Raw genomic sequence first — 15,953 nt, 5'->3', positions numbered from 1 at the left:
TCTGGCTCCTGACTACTTTTTATGACCATTACAAGTAAAGGAGATTAGAATTTATGGCTTATTCCTGGTTTAAAGCATTTCATATTGTCGGATTTGTAGTTTGGTTCGCTGGTTTGTTTTACTTAGTACGTCTTTTTATCTATCACGTTGAAGCGAACGAAGAACCTGAACCAGCACAAACGATACTGAAAAATCAGTATCAAATTATGGAAAAGCGCCTTTACTCTATCATTACTAACCCCGGAATGTATGTGACGATCGCAATGGCCATCGGTTTAGTAAGCACTGAACCGGATATTTTAAAAGAGGGTTGGTTGCACATCAAACTGCTGTTTGTGGCTATTTTAATTGGTTATCATCATTACTGCGCTCGGCTGATGAAGAAATTAGCAGTAGATGAATGTCGCTGGAGTGGTCAGCAATTACGTGCTTTAAATGAAGCACCTACAGTTATGTTAGTAGCGATCGTCCTGCTGGCTGTGTTTAAAAATAATCTACCGACAGATATCGCTGCCTGGGCTATTTTCGCCATGATTATTTTGATGGCAGTCACTATTCAACTTTACGCCAAAAAACGCAGGCAAGATAAAGAAAAGCTGACGGCACAGATAGGGCAACCACAAGAACAAGGTTAGACAAAATTACTTTTCACGGTAGAAGCTCACAGTTGTGCAGTGGTGTCAACTTAAGGGGAAACGGGCGGTTAGAAACCGCGTCTATACAAACAAAAACCCCCTGCGTGGGTTTCAAATCCTTACTTAATTTGACTTTAGTCCGTGGAGGCGGACAATGCCAGTGTAGCCGCGTACTCCTGCAAAGAAGCAAGCTAAACGCAGTGTGCCGCAGGCAATTCTATGAGACTGTTTGCGAATTAATAGGGGTCTAACCCATCATTCCTCATTACTCTAATTTCAGTCCGTTGAAACGGACTTGAGCTATTAGCCCGAAATTTATTTCAGGGCGGGAAAGCAACGCCAAACCAATGTTTTAGGGGTTAGGGGTCAAACCCACCGTGAATTAACCAACAGTCTCATTCTATTCGCCAGGCCTTAAGTTGACACCTATGACAGTTGTGCGCCCACAACACACGTTGCATTAAGCTGTTAGACATTTAACTTGCATATTACCTAGAATTAAAACTCTTGTGGGGTGGGCATCTTGCCCGCCCTAGTTATGCAAATTAAAAGTACATTAGCTTACAACAACAACTGCTACCAATTACCTATTATTTCTATCCTGGAAACGTTTTGAGTAAATCATCCCCAGGAATCACGCTAGTGTAGAAAGTATATTTGCCATTAGCAACATAACGACGGTCTTGTTTAATAATCGCCATAAACTCTCTATGTCCCTCACGAGTACGTCCGACTAAACAACCCGCACTGGCACGACGAATATCACTCCGGGGAAAATCAAAGCCGTAGTGTTGATTCACGTAAAAATTATCACCTGTATCAAGCTTGTCGCCAGTGCGTTTAAAATCCTTGTTCAAATCTCTACAGACAGTGATATCTCCAACTTGCACTAACGCTTCGTGAGGTTCTGCTGTGCCGTGAATACCAACAGCCCAAGCTTTGTATTGCCCAAACTGAATCCTAGCTGCTCCTTTAGCATTCATCGGATTTTCAGTGTAGTACTTGCCTGGTTCTGTAGTGGCTTCCCAATGATCTACAATTTTGGGAACACCATTTACGACTTCAATAACAATCCGCCGATCGTTAAATTCATTAGGTGCATCATTGTTGAGAGTCCAGTCTCCATTTATACCCTCTATATAAACAATGTTGTATTCTTTGGGATTGGTGAATACCTGATAATCTTTAGATTGCAAGTATTTTACAATCCTGCTGGCAATGTCATTACCAAGTTTTAAAGGGGGTTTAGGAAGATCGTCTAGTTTAGTTTCAATCAGTTCTTTGGCTGTGACTGCTCCTAAAAAACCACTCTCTCCAGTCTTTGTTAATTCTTGAAATTTTTTGATAGCTATCACAGAAACAGGGCCAAACTTCCCATCGGCTGGAGGTTCTAGCAAACCTAAACCAATTAACAATACCTGAATCTGACGAGATAAGTCTGCATCTTCTGCGATCGCATCGAATCCCCATTTATCATCTTTTCCCAAAAAATCTTGTAGTTTCATATTGCACCTGTTTGATTTACTTATAGCTAAGTATAAACATCATAAAAATAATTTATGATGTCTTGAATTATACTCTTGACCAAAATTCTCTACCAAAATTTTTATATTACTTTATGATTTAACATTGAATAAATGTCTTTTATCAGTAATTTTAATTAAAATAAATTTGATAATGAGTATTGCTTTAACTCAACTTTATCCAAAATTCAGAACTTTGTTCTCCTTGGAGAACAAAAATCCTAGTTTTTTGGCAAAAACTTTTTCGTGTCACCAATTTATGGAATATTCACCAATTCTGAAATCAGAATTCTGATTTCTTTTTATATCTTCCGTTGAGATAAATCCATCAAATTTGCCAGCTTGTAAACTATCCGCGCCCCAACATTACCATCCCACTCAGCATCACCAACTTCGCAGATATCAAAGCCAATAATTTTTCTCCCACTATTGACCAATTCCCGAAATAGACAAAAAGTTTGCTCTAATTCCAACCCACCTGGAACAGGAGTACCTGTACTTGGGCAGAGTTTTGGATCTAAACCATCGACATCAAAGCTAATGTAAACATACTCAGGTAAATGACTGATAATTTCTCGGCATAAATCAATCCAAGTTTGTCCAGAGTAAAGCTTTTGCTTGATGGCTGGGTCGTAATAAGCGATAATGCGATCGCTAGATTGGTCAATCATTTGCACTTCATCATGACTAATATCACGCAAACCCACCTGTACCAGCTTAGAAATTTGCGGTATTTTCATCGCATTAAACATAATCGACGCATGAGAAAACTCAAATCCCTCATAAGCATCGCGTAAATCTGCGTGGGCATCAATATGTAAAATACCATAGTTGGCGTAGTTAGCCGCTAATGCTTGGAAATAACCTAAAGGCGAACTGTGATCTCCACCAATGACTGCAACTTGCTTACCATTATTAATTGCTTCTTGACAATTTTCAAACAGCCATTGATTAACTTGTTGGCCAGCCTGATTAATTTCTGTCAAGACAGGCATTAAATCTGGCGTATCAGAGAGTGACTTCCCTTGGGCTAATCGCTCAATAATTTTTGCTGCCAAGGTGCGGTAGTATCTATTCTTCTCTAAAATATCCTGGGGAATTTCCACCATGAAAATTCCTTGCTTCCAACCATCAGGGTTATCAAAATCGAACAAATCCAGTTGAGTTGAAGCATCTAGAATTCGCTGTGGGCCATTAGCAGTACCAGCACCGTATGAAACAGTGACTTCCCACGGCACACCAAAGACAATCAAGTTTGCAGACTCATAATCGCAGGGTAAACCTAAGAGGTTGCCATTTATTTCACCTACGCCGCTGGGATTGTAGTCTTTTAATTGATTACTCATTGGATATCTTCTGGATTTATGTAGATAGACAGCACGCCGCCAAGTGGACATCTGCATTGTAATCAAAATTTTCCACAGGCGGTAAACTACGGTTAGCTGTTAACTCCAAGAAATAAATTATCCAATATTGTGGGGTGGGCAACATGAACGCCCAGTCTGTATGGCTATCGTGTCGCCCACCCCACAAGAGTTAATTGCATATTTTATTTGGAAGTCCCTTAGCTGTTAACTCCCTAATTAACTCGCTTAACTTCAAATCCCCGTAACCCTTCGGGTACTTCATACTCAACCACAACATCTTTCACCACAGCAGCAGGTGGCCCAGAGTGACACCAGCGAACCATATTATCTACAACCTCTCGCGCCCCTTCAAAAACGGCCTCTACTCGATTATCAGGGAGATTCCGCACCCAACCAGTTAATCCCAACTGTCTAGCTGTATCCACAGTGGCGTAGCGATAGCCCACACCTTGGACTCGGCCAGTAATGAATACATGAGCGCGGATGATCTTTGGTAGTGCTGTGGAATTCTGCATAGACTGGTCTAATCTTTACATTTCCAGTCTACCTATTAATAGACATCTCCGAAAATTTATTGCGATCGCCGAACGTCTCTCGGAGTAATATATAATGTCCACTTAATCACTTATGATATGTCATTGCCAGTGGAACGAAGCAATCACAGAATCATTACGATTACTTCACTCCGCTCTCGCTGCGTACCCAACTCTTGGAGAGGCTGCGCCAACGGGAACGTCAGGGGCGAACGTAATAACAAGTATTTAGTCGGACATAATATAACGTGTTCACTGACATTGCGGCGTCCTGTGGGGATGGGATATTTTTTTACTGGAAGTCCCTTAACATTTGCCTGGGAGTCTGAATCCCATTCAAATCTTTCCAATCCCTAATCCCTAGTTCAACTTAGAATTTTGAATTGTTTATGTCTAACCTGCCACCACTCAATACAGAAACAATTTGGGCAATTCTTGACGAAAAACTTGATGATGCCACAGTCAACCAGTTGCTATGGCATTATTTAGGCTATCGCTATGACACCTCAATTGCACAATGGGACACTAGCCAAGTTGCAGCAGAATGGCAGAATGAGTACCCACAACCACCAGATTTCATTGAATCTCGCCCTGCAACAGTTAAGCTAACTCGTTCCATTCCCGCTGAAAATAAACAAATGCTCAAAGAGAAGCTGGGCTTTAAAGGTTACAAAATTGGTGAATTTGGCCCTCGACAAACTCGCAGAGCAACAGCAGCAAATTGGTTATTAAGTTATTTGCAAAAAACTCACGGTAAAATAGAGTAATCTGAACGGGAGATATTTGGTAAAAAACATCCTATTTTACCGAATATCTACTGTATTTTAATTTAATAAAAAACTAGTGACTTCTTGTATTTTTATACACTGATTATTTAAAAAGTTAGTTTTATAGAGAACATTGAGATTACGGAAAATCTGGATATTATTCAATTAATAAATGATATAAATAGGCAAAAATCAAAAAAATACAGTTAGGTTTTATAAAATATTTATTAATTCTTCCTGAAGATAGAAGCAGAACTTATCTAATTATTTCTCTAGAGCGATTTGCAAAGTCAATTGATTATCAGAAAATATTTATATCAACTCTTGATATTACAAACACTTATATGACAAAGCCAATTGAATTTAATTTATTTGCACCTTACAACAAAGGAGCAGCATTAATTGGTTCTTTTTCTGATTGGCAAGAAATTCCAATGGAAAGAGGTGATGATGGTTATTTCCGCACAAGTGTTGAACTAAAAGATGGCGTTTATAAATATAAATTCCGCGTTCAGTCAAATTCATGGTTTCTTGAACCAGAACAATGGGTTGATGTCACAGATCCCTGTGCAACTGATGTAGATGAACTGAGTGGAAAAGATGATGGTGTTATCCACATCAAAGATGGCAAAAGGATTACCGATACATACATTTGGCAACATGATGATAAGCCTTTACCTGCTGACCACGAATTAGTAATTTATGAATTACACGTCGGTGACTTTTCTGGTGGTGAGGATGATCCTTATGCACGAGGTAAGTATAAACACGTCGTTGAAAAGTTAGATTATTTGTGTGAACTAGGAATCAATGCTATTGAGTTGATGCCACTTAAAGAATATCCTGGTGATTATAGTTGGGGTTATAACCCACGTCACTTTTTTGCTACAGAATCAAGTTATGGTTCGACTGCTGAGTTGAAAAATTTGATTGATGAGTGTCATGCTAAAGGTATTCGTGTAATTCTTGACGGTATTTACAACCACTCAGAAGCATCTGCCCCCTTAACACAAATTGACCACGATTATTGGTATCATCACGAACCTCGTGACCCTGATAATAATTGGGGGCCTGAGTTTAATTACGAACATTATGATGAAAAATTAGATATTAAGCCAGCCTGGAAATTTATTGGTGAGACAATCCGTTTTTGGATTCAAGAGTATCACCTGGATGGTATTCGCTATGATGCGGCGCGGCAAATTGCTAACTACGATTTCATGCACTGGATTGTTGAGGAAGCCAAAAAAACTGCTGGCGCGAAGCCTTTTTATAATGTTGCTGAACACATTCCTGAAACTCCCAGCATTACCAATCTTGATGGGCCAATGGATGGTTGCTGGCACGACAGTTTTTATCATTGCATTCTAGAACATATCTGCGGTGATACATTTGATTTAGAGCGTCTAAAAGATGTCATTGACTGCAAGCGCCAAGGCTTTCTGGGTGCTACGAATGTAGTAAATTACCTCACCAACCACGACCATAACCATATCATGGTTGAATTAGGGAACCGTGAGATTTTTGACGAAGAAGCCTTTAGACGGGCTAAATTAGGAGTAGCCATCCTAATGACTGCTGTGGGCGTACCTCTGATTTGGATGGGAGAGGAATTTGGTGAGTATAAACCTAAACAACCCGAATCATCGAAAATCGATTGGACACTGTTAGGGAATGATTTAAATCGGAGTTTATTTGAATCCTACAAAGGGCTAACCAACCTGCGTAAAAGTAATCACGCTCTTTACACAGAAAATGTTGATTTTATCCACGAAAATGCCGAGGCGAAAGTATTAGCTTATACTCGCTGGAATGATGAAGGTTCTCGTGTAGTTGTAATAGCAAATTTCTCAGAAAACTTCCTAGCTGGTTATCATGTTCCTAACTTTCCAAGTGCTGGTACATGGCACGAGTGGACAGCCAATTATGATGTCGAAGCTGGTGATGATGGCATCATCACAGACTTGGGCCCATACGAAGCTAAAGTGTTTGTATGGCAGTAATGATATACACTACCACTGAGTCAGTAGTCTAATAGCAAAATAAAAAGGGGAAAGATATTTCCCCTTTTTTAGTTATTATTTTAATTTATCTACAGCCTAATTACAAATTTGTCAAGTGAAAAATAAGCTGTTTTAAAATTTCATAGGTTTGTGTTACACTTTTGAGTTGAAGTGCGTATATAGAATGGCCAAAGCATCCCCATGCACAACAAGTTATTTAATAGCAATATCGATAACGCTAACATTGAGAACGATCGCATTTTATTAACTCCCAATGAAATTAAATCAAAATTACCTTTAACACGATTAGCCGAACAAAGAGTTTTAGGATATAGGCAAGAAATAGAAGATATTCTGGATTTTCAAGATCGGCGAAAGTTTATAGTAGTTGGCCCATGCTCAATTCACGATCCAAAAGCAGCGCTTGAATATTCTGAAAGGCTGAAAATATTATCCGATCGAGTTCAAGATAAACTGCTATTAATTATGCGAGTTTACTTTGAGAAACCAAGAACAACCGTAGGCTGGAAAGGATTAATTAACGATCCAGATATGGATGATTCTTTCCATGTAGAGAATGGTTTATTGATTGCGCGGGATCTATTATTAAAAATTACAGAGTTGGGATTACCTGCTGGCACAGAAGCGCTAGATCCAATTATACCTCAATATATTAGTGAACTGATTACATGGTCTGCCATTGGGGCACGCACAACCGAATCACAAACTCACCGCGAAATGGCAAGTGGGCTTTCGATGCCTGTAGGGTTTAAAAACGGTACTGACGGTAATATTCAAGTAGCATTGAATGCTCTCCAATCAGCTGGAAATCCGCATAATTTTCTGGGAATTAATCAAAATGGACAGGTTAGTGTCTTTAAAACTAAAGGTAATAGCTACGGTCATGTAATTTTAAGGGGTGGTAGTCAACCCAATTTTGATCCAGTAAATGTCAAACTAGTAGAAGAGAAATTAAAACAGGCGAATTTACCACCAAGAATTGTGATCGACTGTAGCCACGGCAATAGCAATAAAGATTATAAATTACAAGGTGCTGTGTTAGAGAATATTATTCAGCAAATAGTGGATGGGAATACATCAATTGTTGGCATGATGTTGGAATCGCATTTGTATGAAGGCGGCCAACCAATTACTGGTAAACAAGAAGAATTAAAGTATGGTGTTTCTGTAACTGACAAATGCATTGGTTGGGAAGAAACCGAAGAAATTATTTTGGCTGCTCACGAAAAACTTAATTGAAGGAAGCAAGAGGCAGGGGAATTCCCTCGTTCCCAGTCTGAGACTGGGAATGCCCGTCGTTGAGGCTCCGCCTCTCTTACTGGCGGCAGAGCCACCAGGAGCAGCATTTCCAGCCGGAGGCTGTAAACGAGATTTGAAGAGGTTTTTAGCTTAAGTTGACACCAATGAAGGGGTCGAATACGCTACTGACGTGGTAGTGCTGAACCAAAATTCAGTATTCTTGTCTCAGGGAACTCCAAGAAATAAATTATCCAATATTGTAGGGTGGGCATCTTGCCCGCCATATCAACTGGGCGGGCAAGATGCCCACCCCACAAGAGTTAATTGGGTATTTTTTATTTGGAAGTCCCTTAAACTCTTGCTCTCTCTAGTCGCAACCTTAACACCTTTTGTTTAGCGGAGGGACTTTAAGCTTTCAGTTTTCTCCACTAAGAAATCAGTGAAGATACTCATAATGGTGCGCTTACGTAATTTCACATTAGCATTGATAGACATCCCTGATTGCAATGGAATTTGACGCTGATTAATCAGTAATTTCTGCCCATGTAGGCGGACTTTTGCTGAAAAACGCCAGAAATTATAAACTTGGTCTGGAGGTAGGGCATCAGAGCCTATCTCAATTAGTTCGCCTTTGATATCACCATACTCTTGGAAGGGAAAGGAATCAATTCTCACATCCACTTGTTGCCCTTCTTTGACAAAGCCGATGTCGCGGTTGGTAATGTATACTTTCGCAACTAAGTTATCACTAGGAACGAGTTTTAAGAGCGGTTCGCTGGAATTAACTACAAATCCTGCTGTTTTGGCTTTGAGTTCAAAAACAGTTCCATCTACGGGTGCAATAATTTTCTGATATCTCAGGGTTTGTTTAGCTTGAACCAACTTACTATCAAACTCTCCAATCTGACTATTAATTTCATAGATGCGTTTTTGATTATCTACAATTACCTTGGTTAATTGGCTGTCAATTCCGGCAATGTTTTTGTCGTTCTCTGTAATTTTACCTAGTAATTCTTCTTGAGACACTGCCGCAGTATTGCGAAATTTTTCATTTGCCTGAGCGATCGCTAATTGTAATCGTTGCTGTTCCCGATTCAACCGAATCACTTCAGCTTGTTTACTGCTGACATCTTGCTGTTGTTTTAAGTATTGTACCTCGGAGATAGCCCCCTGCTGCGCTAGAGGTTCAAACTTATGGAGGATTTTTTGATTAATTTCCAGCAACTCTTTTGCACTAGCTAACTGCGCTTGAGTCTGAAAAAATTGCTGTTGCGTCTGTCCCGTTTCTAAACTAGCTGTGGCTAAACGCGATTTTAATTCTATTTGGCGATTTCGCAAGCGTAACTGTTGCTCTGTTGTGAGAGTACTGCCAGCAGTCGCACCATTTAACTGTGTCCGGTACAATTGGTTTTCGGCAACAATGGCGGCTCGACTTTTGGTCAACAAGGCTAGTTCTGGTTTAATTTTCAACAGAGCCGCTTGCTGTGCTACTTCTTGTAGTGATATTTCCCCTTGAAGCTGACGACGATAGAAGTCATTTTCTTGTTCTAGCGCCTTTTTGGAAAGCAACTGAGCATCCCGACTTTGCTTTAATGAAATTACCTCTGCCTCAGAAGTACTTTTTTCCAGACTAATAAGTGTTTCACCTTTTTTGACTTGCTGGCCATCTTTGATTAGAAGTTCCTTGACAACACCATTAACTGGAGCCTGAACTTCTTTCACCGCACCCTGCGGTTCTAACTTGCCAGTAGCATGAATTGATTCTTCAATTTGGAACACAGAGGCCCAAATTACTGTAAAGGCGCTAACTCCAATAATAGTCCAGGCGATCGCTCGTGACCAACCAGGAGTCTGTTGTAAAAGTACTGGTTGATCGAATTTGTATTGAATATTCATAATTAATTAAGTGGGGAATTGGGCAGGGGGAAGGAGGCAGGGGGCAGGGGGCAGGGAGTAGGGGGCAAGAGTTATATCTCTTTCATCTCCATAACTCACTACTCATTACTCATTACTCATTACTCATTACTCAGCACTCAGAGTGCTAACAGCACTGAGCATTAAATTTGTGTTTCTTGTTGCTGATATAGACAGTAGTAATAACCTTTAAGCGCCATCAATTGTTCATGAGTACCCTGTTCTACTACAGCACCTTGATCCATCATCAAAATGACATCTGCATGGCGAATTGTGCTGAGGCGGTGGGTAATGAAAAATACTGTTTTGCCTTGAAAAGCTGTTGCCAAGTTGCGGCAGACTTGACCTTCAGCATTGTAATCTAAAGCACTGGTAGCTTCATCAAGGACCAGTAATTGCGGATTTTGCAGGACTGTACGAGCGATCGCAACTCGTTGGCGTTGTCCCCCAGACAATCCTGAACCTCGCTCGCCTACACGAGTGTTATAGCCACTGGGTAAAGACATAATAAAGTCGTGGGCATAAGCTATTTTGGCGGCACCAATAATTTCCTCATCGGTAGCATCAGGATACCCCAAGGCAATATTTTCGCGGACTGTTCCATCAAACAGGAGAGTATCTTGTAATACCATGCCAATTTGACGGCGTAAAGAATAGAGTTCAACTTTATTGATGTCGTAGCTATCAATCAAGATTTTGCCGGACTTGGGTTCGTAAAGTCGGGGTAATAATTTTAGTAATGTACTTTTACCGGAACCACTTTGACCAACAATGCCGATAAAGCAGCCAGCAGGAAAATCTAAATTAATATTACATAGTTGCATCGGCCCATTTTCGCGGAAACTGAAGCTGAGATTTTCAAAGCGGACATGACCTTGAATACTGGGCATGAGGATGTTTTGAGAGTTGCCGATTTCTGTTTCTTGGGGAGCGTCTAAAATATCAGCCAGGCGTTGCAGAGATAGAGCAGTTTCTTGGAAGTTCTGCCAAAGTTGCATTAGGCGCAACAAGGGACTGGTGACATAACCAGCAAGGATACGGAAAGCGATAAGTTGTCCCAAGGTAAGTTGCTGATTGAGGACGAGAAAAGCTCCCACCCACAGCACTAACATACTGGAAAATTTGTTGAGGAAATTGCTTATAGAACTAGCGGTAGTTTGGGTAGAGACTGTTTTGAAACCAGCGCTAATATAACGAGCATAGCGTTCTTGCCATTGCCAACGCGATCGCATTTCTAAATTTTGCGCCTTGACTGTCTGGATTCCCCCCATCACTTCCACGAGATAAGATTGCGTCTCGGCATTACATTCTGCTTTCTCTTGCAATTGTCGCCGCATCAAAGGGGATACCATCAAGTTAAGCAAGCCAAACAGTGGTACTGTTGCCAAAGCAACTAATGTCAACACTGGGCTATAAATCGCCATCACCACAATGTAGACTACAGAAAATACCGCATCCATCACCACAGTAAGGGCTGTACCAGTTAAGAAAGAACGGATGTTTTCTAATTCGTGAATTCGTGTCGCCAATTCCCCTACAGGACGGCGTTCAAAATAAGATAAAGGCAGACGTAACAGGTGATTAATCACCTCAGAACCAAGAGCGAGGTCAATTCGGTTAGTAGTATCTGTAAATAAATGAGTGCGGACACTGGTTAGTACTGCTTCAATGATTGCGACTACCACCAAAAAGATGCCGAAAACTTCTAAGGTATCAGGACTGTTGCCAACTAATACTTTGTCAATAATTACCTGTGTGGCAAGAGGATTTACCAGCCCAAATAGTTGAATAACAATAGAAGCAATTAGGACTTCAATTAATACTTTGCGATAGCGTTGTAGTGAAGGTATAAACCAACTTAAACTAAACCTTGCTTGGGGAGTATTTTTGGTAGTTTGTAACAGCAGGACTTCTCCTTCAGCCCCCCAATTTTCGGCAAAGTCTCGTAATTTGTAGCGCAATAGTCCCATCTCTGGAACAGCAATTAGTAACTCTTGATTACTATTTTTATAAATGATGGCAAAACTATCTTGCCAAGCAATCATTACTGGTAGTTGTAAGTGGCCGACTGCGGTGGCGGGAACTTTTACCAGCTGTGTTGTTAACCCCATCAACTCGGCAGCTGCGGCGCAAAATTGCAGAGATATAACGCCTTTAAGTTCCTGCTGCTTTGTCAACACCCGTTGCAGTGTATCTCGACGTAAGGGGATATTAAAGTATTGGCTCAACATTTGGAAGCAAGCTAGGGAAGCATCTAGCGGCCCTCTACCCCGGATATAAGGATATTTCTTTTGTTTGCCTTTGGTTACTGGTTCTTCTGTGACAATAATTTCTGAGGCGTAGGGAATCTCTGCGGGTAAAAATGTTTTTGGTGTAAGGGCGAGATTATCTGCAAATATTGACTTGGGTAATCCCACCAAACGCATATTTGTATTAAATTTCAGCTTGGGATTGATATTATCTAACTCTAAGCGACTCCCTACGGGGAACTCAGGATCAAAATTACTGCTGACTAACCACAAAAAATCTGAATCTAACTGCTGGTGAAAAGCTTTGCGTGCAGGGATTGTTTGGATGATAGCAGCTTCAGTTGCAGTCTGGGCAAGCTTAACTAAATTCTTGCTACCATCTGCGCGACGGCTGAGTTCTTCGGTGAGTAATTCGTAGACTTCTAAAAGAGTAATTTTATTTTGCAATGCTTGGACAAAACTCTCTTCCTGCTTGAGTAACGCCAGAAAACTCGCAATGGGTAGATTGAGGGTGATAACTTCAGTAGAAGCGATCGCAGTTTCACACGCCATACCCCGTACATGACTTACCCAACCCAAAACCTCTCCTGATGAGAGTAACTTCAGTGTCGCCGGATTTGGTGTTTGGGAATTATAACTTAATAAACGTGCTTGTCCTTGGTAAATAATGCTAATTTTATCAGGCATAGCTTCCCGTGCTACTATTACCTGACCGATGCGGTAGCGGAAGAATTGCACATTGTTGAGCAAATTTTCTAAAACATTTGGTGACAGATAACTAAAAGGAAATAAATCAGCAAGAAAATCTTGAATATCAACCGTTGTATTTGTCATCATTCTGCACCCATTTTATTAATTTCTCTTTTTTATAAGAAGAATTCAGAACTCAGGAGTCAGAATTCAGTATGAATTCTGTACAACTGGGTAATAAATATTGGTTTAAAACCGTACAACTCTTAGAGACGCTAGCGCGTAACGCCCCTTGTAGGCGAAACTGGTATTAAATTTTTTCAAAAGTTAAAATATCCCTTCCCTACGGACGCTGCGCGTAGCTTGCTTCCCTGTAAGGGTACAGGGGTAGAGAATTCTGAATTCTGACTCCTTTTATTTGCTCTTTACTCTATGCAGCTTCTTCCGTTTGTGCTGGTTTAGTATTGATTCCCATCCAGATTTTTTCTTCTGGTGAAAGTTGACTAAGTTGCTGTTGAAACCATTTTTCAAAATTTTCTTGCAGCAATCGTTGGCGCATAAAATCGTCCAACTGGGCGGCGAGAAACTTTTCCACACGTACAATTATCCATGAGTCGCCAAAGGCTACAGGTGCTTGAACTACACCCTCTTGACTTGTGGAAAGTAACTGAGCGAAATTGGGGTTGATAGCCCCAAGTTCCACTGGGCCGACGATGCCATTTGTATGAGCTTCTGGCCCTTGTGAATATTCACGTGCCAGTTCAGGAAATGACTGTTCTCCTTCGTTAATGCGGAAGAATAATTCGTTAGCAGTTCCTCGGTGTTCAGTGCGAATCAAAGAATAAATAACTTTATCAAAATGTCTTTTGTATTTGAGAAAATAAGATTCTAGTTGATGTCCCCAAGTCGCTTGTTTGAACTTTTCTACTCTCAGCTTGCGAGTTGCAAAAAGTTCTAATTGTTTTTGATTCAAACCGTAACGTAAGCACCAATCTTGGATTTTTTGCTGGGTTGTCAAATCCCAATGCTGATAAAATTGCTCTAGTGCATGAGATATCTCTGCCCTTGTGCAGATGATGGGTGCGATCGCAGATTCGATAATACTCTGAGACAACAATTGCGGAATCAGGTTGTAACTAGCTAAAAAGGGAATAATTTCTGTAGGTAAAGGGGTGCTGCAACTTTGCCCTTCGTGAACATCCCCTATTTTTAAAGCTGTCGTCATAATTGAATACTAGTTTGTTGAAATGTTTGACAAGTGCAGCTATAATATTCGCCATGAAGCGGTAAGCTTAGTTTTAACTATCTACCGTTTGCATCATTTGCATACCCTTGAAAGCATTGCCGTACAATACTTTCAAGTACTACTCGCCACTTCTGATGCTTAAACTTAAGCAAAAGAGGTGGTGAAGTAGTAAAAACATTCGAGCGTCACGTCTTTATTGTGACTCCTGAATTCTGAATTCTTCTTCAACTAGAATGGGGAATAAAAGCGGCAAAGTTCAGGTATGATTCTCTGCCGCTTGCACCATTTGCATACCCTTGAAAGCATTGCCGTACAATACTTTCAAGTTCTAATCACCACTACCAATGCCTAAACTTAAGCAAAGGGGGTGTTGAACTGATCGAAAGTCACAGTATAGGGAGTACTACCAATGAATTGATTGACCTGCAAGTAATAGTTACCAGATAGGGTAATGTTGGAAATTAATTCTGATGTATTACCACCCCTAATAGAGCGTGCAACTTCTTCTCCAGGATCGGCAATCTGATTATTGTTAGAGTCCCGAATCAGTCGGATATCAGCATCGGCACTAAGTCCAGTCAAGCTAATATTTACACCCTTAAAAAGTCCTAAAGAGAAGCTGTAAACATCTGCTGTGTTATTGTTATTGATATTACCAAAACGGGTAACATCACTTGTCAGATTACCAACTACAAATTCCTTCGGCAGAAGATTGCTGTAATCAGATGTCGAAGTGGGTGTAGTTGCAGACAAGTCTAAATCATAAAAAACAGCACCGTTACTACCTGGAGCATAGCGCTGTACTTCAGCAAAATAAGTACCTGCATTAGCTCTCAGGTTAATGGAGTCATCAACGTTACCTCCCTTACGAGAATTGGCAACAAATCCAAATGCTCGGTCAGTAGCATCTAGTACACCGTTACCGTTAACATCGCGAAAAAGTGTCAGATCAGCATCATCGCCAGCAGTAATGTTGTTGAGAGACAAATTGATGTTTTTGGTGCTGCCAATTGAGAACTTAAAGACATCTGTGGGATCTCCTGCATTGACATTGAAGCCATTGAAGGAACGAGCCGAGCTACCTAATGTACCAAGAAATTGAGTACTCATTATTTTTCCTTTAGATGTTGATTGGGTTTGGTCAAATTCAGGTATCTTGTGATCTTTAAAGGTGTAAACCTTCAGATTTGAACTGACATTTACTTAACTGGAGTGGCTGAGGGTTTTATGCAAACAAGGGAACAAAATTTTATTATTTGCATTCAAGCCTTAGCTGTTTCCTTTTGTGCTTGTCGCGTTCAGAACCTTTTGTTTAACCATAAATCTAAAATAAGCTGTTGTTTCAAGAAACACAGCATGAAAAAGACTTCAATAGTTAGGTGTTTGAAAAAAAATCTCAGGGCTTTGTATGATTTAGTCATAAAAGGTCTTATTTAGTAAGCTGCTGACTCAACGCAGTGGCTCCCCAACCTACAATTTTTTTGCTTAAAGTTTTGTGAATGCGATGTCTACGATGGGCTATGTCTACGCAACTCATTAGCCTTAAAGTAGTAACGACAACTTATTGTGGAATTGCGGTCAAGAGACGATGAATGCTCTAATTAATTTATTGCTTTTTTTGCTGCCGATTCTGAGTAGCCTTTGGATTAGCCAAACTTTCAACCCTCTATCTTCACTCTAGACAATTAGGGAGAGAGTTTAAAAACTTGAGTGCATATTTTCAGATGCCCCTGTATTGCTTCATCCCAGGTGGGGTAAAAGTTTCT

General features: G+C 40.4%; 13 protein-coding genes. 5 read left to right on the top strand and 8 right to left on the bottom strand.

Annotation, left to right across the window (positions count from 1 at the left end; all coding sequences use genetic code 11):
* The first annotated feature begins 53 nt into the window (after positions 1-53).
* A complete protein-coding gene (gene hemJ / locus V7L31_RS14310) occupies positions 54-635 on the top strand; it encodes a protoporphyrinogen oxidase HemJ (protein ID WP_334696841.1) in 582 nt (193 codons plus the stop codon).
* Positions 636-1,231: 596 nt separating this feature from the next.
* Here the strand turns inward: hemJ and V7L31_RS14305 are convergent.
* The 4 genes from V7L31_RS14305 to V7L31_RS14290 form a co-directional block, all read right to left on the bottom strand.
* Positions 1,232-2,140: a peptidoglycan-binding domain-containing protein gene (locus V7L31_RS14305; RefSeq protein WP_334696840.1), complete on the bottom strand. Its 909-nt coding sequence runs from the start codon at positions 2,138-2,140 to the stop codon at positions 1,232-1,234.
* Positions 2,141-2,460: 320 nt separating this feature from the next.
* Positions 2,461-3,504 (bottom strand): agmatinase SpeB, encoded by a 1,044-nt coding sequence (speB, locus tag V7L31_RS14300; RefSeq protein ID WP_334696839.1) that lies wholly within the window; start codon positions 3,502-3,504, stop codon positions 2,461-2,463.
* 16 nt (positions 3,505-3,520) lie between these two features.
* Positions 3,521-3,649, bottom strand: a complete 129-nt coding sequence (locus tag V7L31_RS14295; protein WP_334696838.1) for a hypothetical protein — start codon at positions 3,647-3,649, stop codon at positions 3,521-3,523.
* An 88-nt stretch (positions 3,650-3,737) separates the two neighbouring features.
* On the bottom strand, positions 3,738-4,040 hold the full coding sequence (locus V7L31_RS14290) for an acylphosphatase (RefSeq protein ID WP_334696837.1): 303 nt from the start codon (positions 4,038-4,040) through the stop codon (positions 3,738-3,740).
* 407 nt (positions 4,041-4,447) lie between these two features.
* Here V7L31_RS14290 and V7L31_RS14285 point away from each other — a divergent pair, with 407 nt between their 5' ends.
* From V7L31_RS14285 to V7L31_RS14275, 3 genes are all read left to right on the top strand, one after another.
* Positions 4,448-4,825: a DUF1823 family protein gene (locus V7L31_RS14285; RefSeq protein ID WP_334696836.1), complete on the top strand. Its 378-nt coding sequence runs from the start codon at positions 4,448-4,450 to the stop codon at positions 4,823-4,825.
* Positions 4,826-5,169: 344 nt separating this feature from the next.
* Entirely contained in the window at positions 5,170-6,828 is a 1,659-nt protein-coding gene (locus tag V7L31_RS14280; protein WP_334696835.1) for an alpha-amylase family glycosyl hydrolase, read from the top strand.
* Positions 6,829-7,029: 201 nt separating this feature from the next.
* Positions 7,030-8,088, top strand: a complete 1,059-nt coding sequence (locus V7L31_RS14275) for a 3-deoxy-7-phosphoheptulonate synthase (RefSeq protein WP_334696834.1) — start codon at positions 7,030-7,032, stop codon at positions 8,086-8,088.
* Positions 8,089-8,481: 393 nt separating this feature from the next.
* Here the strand turns inward: V7L31_RS14275 and V7L31_RS14270 are convergent, their stop codons facing one another.
* From V7L31_RS14270 to V7L31_RS14260, 3 genes are all read right to left on the bottom strand, one after another.
* Positions 8,482-9,984 carry an HlyD family efflux transporter periplasmic adaptor subunit gene (locus V7L31_RS14270; protein ID WP_334696833.1) on the bottom strand — a complete coding sequence of 501 codons (1,503 nt, stop codon included), beginning with the start codon at positions 9,982-9,984 and terminating at the stop codon, positions 8,482-8,484.
* 161 nt (positions 9,985-10,145) lie between these two features.
* Positions 10,146-13,085: a peptidase domain-containing ABC transporter gene (locus tag V7L31_RS14265; RefSeq protein WP_334696860.1), complete on the bottom strand. Its 2,940-nt coding sequence runs from the start codon at positions 13,083-13,085 to the stop codon at positions 10,146-10,148.
* A 286-nt stretch (positions 13,086-13,371) separates the two neighbouring features.
* The gene (locus V7L31_RS14260; protein ID WP_334696832.1) at positions 13,372-14,166 is read right to left on the bottom strand and encodes a peptidylprolyl isomerase; all 795 of its coding nucleotides are present in this window, start codon (positions 14,164-14,166) and stop codon (positions 13,372-13,374) included.
* A 22-nt stretch (positions 14,167-14,188) separates the two neighbouring features.
* Here V7L31_RS14260 and V7L31_RS14255 point away from each other — a divergent pair, with 22 nt between their 5' ends.
* Positions 14,189-14,329 carry a hypothetical protein gene (locus V7L31_RS14255; protein ID WP_334696831.1) on the top strand — a complete coding sequence of 47 codons (141 nt, stop codon included), beginning with the start codon at positions 14,189-14,191 and terminating at the stop codon, positions 14,327-14,329.
* A gap of 212 nt (positions 14,330-14,541) precedes the next feature.
* Here V7L31_RS14255 and V7L31_RS14250 read toward each other — a convergent pair whose 3' ends face one another.
* Positions 14,542-15,297: a PPC domain-containing protein gene (locus V7L31_RS14250; protein WP_334696830.1), complete on the bottom strand. Its 756-nt coding sequence runs from the start codon at positions 15,295-15,297 to the stop codon at positions 14,542-14,544.
* Positions 15,298-15,953 lie beyond the last annotated feature (656 nt).

This window comes from Nostoc sp. (assembly GCF_036916655.1).
Lineage (GTDB): Bacteria > Cyanobacteriota > Cyanobacteriia > Cyanobacteriales > Nostocaceae > Nostoc.
The sequence above is the reverse complement of the archived record's forward strand: the minus strand, read 5'-3'. Positions and strand labels throughout refer to the sequence as shown.

Bases quoted from the DNA above. Each gene is read 5' to 3' on its own strand.
- V7L31_RS14305 (WP_334696840.1), bottom strand. From the start codon at position 2,140: ATGAAACTACAAGATTTTTTGGGAAAAGATGATAAATGGGGATTCGAT.
- V7L31_RS14280 (WP_334696835.1), top strand. From the start codon at position 5,170: ATGACAAAGCCAATTGAATTTAATTTATTTGCACCTTACAACAAAGGA.
- V7L31_RS14290 (WP_334696837.1), bottom strand. From the start codon at position 4,040: ATGCAGAATTCCACAGCACTACCAAAGATCATCCGCGCTCATGTATTC.
- V7L31_RS14265 (WP_334696860.1), bottom strand. From the start codon at position 13,085: ATGACAAATACAACGGTTGATATTCAAGATTTTCTTGCTGATTTATTT.
- V7L31_RS14275 (WP_334696834.1), top strand. From the start codon at position 7,030: ATGCACAACAAGTTATTTAATAGCAATATCGATAACGCTAACATTGAG.
- V7L31_RS14270 (WP_334696833.1), bottom strand. From the start codon at position 9,984: ATGAATATTCAATACAAATTCGATCAACCAGTACTTTTACAACAGACT.
- V7L31_RS14255 (WP_334696831.1), top strand. From the start codon at position 14,189: ATGTTTGACAAGTGCAGCTATAATATTCGCCATGAAGCGGTAAGCTTA.
- V7L31_RS14285 (WP_334696836.1), top strand. From the start codon at position 4,448: ATGTCTAACCTGCCACCACTCAATACAGAAACAATTTGGGCAATTCTT.
- V7L31_RS14250 (WP_334696830.1), bottom strand. From the start codon at position 15,297: ATGAGTACTCAATTTCTTGGTACATTAGGTAGCTCGGCTCGTTCCTTC.
- hemJ (WP_334696841.1), top strand. From the start codon at position 54: ATGGCTTATTCCTGGTTTAAAGCATTTCATATTGTCGGATTTGTAGTT.
- speB (WP_334696839.1), bottom strand. From the start codon at position 3,504: ATGAGTAATCAATTAAAAGACTACAATCCCAGCGGCGTAGGTGAAATA.
- V7L31_RS14260 (WP_334696832.1), bottom strand. From the start codon at position 14,166: ATGACGACAGCTTTAAAAATAGGGGATGTTCACGAAGGGCAAAGTTGC.
- V7L31_RS14295 (WP_334696838.1), bottom strand. From the start codon at position 3,649: ATGTTGCCCACCCCACAATATTGGATAATTTATTTCTTGGAGTTAACA.